The 1650-nt window shown below is 48.5% G+C and carries 2 protein-coding genes; both read right to left on the bottom strand.

Translation table 11 applies throughout. The features are described 5' to 3' along the window. A partial coding sequence (locus KDK18_RS07505; RefSeq protein WP_257254273.1) for a hypothetical protein occupies positions 1–284 on the bottom strand: 284 nt, incomplete at its 3' end. A gap of 246 nt (positions 285–530) precedes the next feature. Further along, positions 531–1650 (bottom strand): hypothetical protein (locus tag KDK18_RS07500; protein WP_257254272.1); only part of this gene is annotated, 1120 nt, incomplete at its 5' end.

Below are 1650 nucleotides of genomic sequence, written 5' to 3'. Positions count from 1 at the left end.
CTCGACGATAAAACGGTAAGTCTGCGGCTCAACCGGGCAGACGAAAGGCACAAAGGCCAATACCTGCAAGAGTAGACTTTTAATGGTTCTATCCTCTGTTTTCTACGGATAGGAGCAGTGATGGTAGACGAGAGGATAATGCGCACAGAACCAAAACATGGTGATTCATAGATTCCTTCATCCATGGCAAACGTGCTGGCATGCCACTGAGACGCCGATGTTTTATACCTGATGACTGTCGTAAAACCCGGTTTGAGAAAAGCGATGAAGTCAGTGACGATCACGGAGCTAGAGCAAGGTGATTACCCGGACCCGACGTGGTTCACCTCAATCGTCTGATTCGGGTTGTAATGACGAATATTGAGCAGAGAATTGTTGATGTGAAACCCCGGGTGACAAAGCCATCATTTGGCTCGCGACTTACTAGTATATTTATCAACCAACGACCCAAGTGCCTTTGCCTGCTCAGCAATGACCGGATGATTGCTATGTTTTGCACTACTCAATCTTGCACAGATATAGTTCCCATCTTAGGGCCGGGTTCCTCTCCCTGCCTGCACTTGTGAGACCGGATTTTGCACAGAGTACAAATGAACCAATGGCCCAAGTGCCTTTGCCTGCTCAACAATGGCCGGATCATTGCTTCGTTCTGCACTCCTCAACCTTACATAGATATGGCTGTCATCTTCAGGCCATGTTGCTCTCCTTGCCAGCACTTGTGTCACCAGATGCTGCACAGAGTACAAATTAACCGATGGCCTAAGTGCCTGTGCCTGCTCAACAATGGCCGGATCATTGCTTCGTTCTGCACTACTCAACCTTGCATAGATATGGCTGTCATCTTCAGGCCAGGTTCCTCTCCCATCCAGCATTTGTGACACCAGATGCTGCACAGAGTAAAAATTAATCAATCGCCTAAGTGCCTTTGCCTGCCCAGCAATGGCCGGATCATTGCTATGTTTTGCACTCCTCAACCTTGCATAAATATGGTTGTCACTTTCAGGCCAGGTTCCTCTCCCTGCCTGCATTTGTGACACCAGATGCTGCAAAGAGTACAAATTAACCAATGGCCTAAGTGCCTCTGCCTGTTCAGTAATGGCAGGATCATTGCTGCGTTTTGCACCCAACAACCTTCCATAGATATGGTCGTCAACTTCAGGCCAGGTTTCTCTTCCTGCCTTCACTCGTGACACCAGTTGCTGCACCGAGTACAAATCAACCAATGCCCTAAGTGACTTTAACTGCTCAGTAATGGCTGGATCATTGCGTCTTTCTAGACTAAACAACCTTGCATAAATATAGTTGTCATCTTCAGGCCAGGCTTCTCTCCCTACCTGCACTTGTAATACCAGATGCTGCACCGAGTACAAATTTACCAATGGCCTAAGTGCCTTTGCCTGGTCAGTAATGGCTGGATCATTGCTGATGTCTGCACTAAGCAACCTTGCATAGATATAGTTGTCATCTTCGGGCCAGGTTCCTCTCCCTGCCTGCACTTGTGACACCAGGTGCTGCACCGAGCACAAATTAACCAATGGCCTAAGTGCCTTTGCCTGCTCAGCAATGGCCGGATTATTGCTGCGTCTTGCACTAGTCAACCTTGCATAGATATGGTCGTCATCTTCGGGCCAGGTTCCTCTCCCTGCCTGC

It is taken from the genome of Endozoicomonas sp. SESOKO3 (genome assembly GCF_024606255.1).
This window is presented reverse-complemented; position numbering and strand designations above follow the sequence as displayed.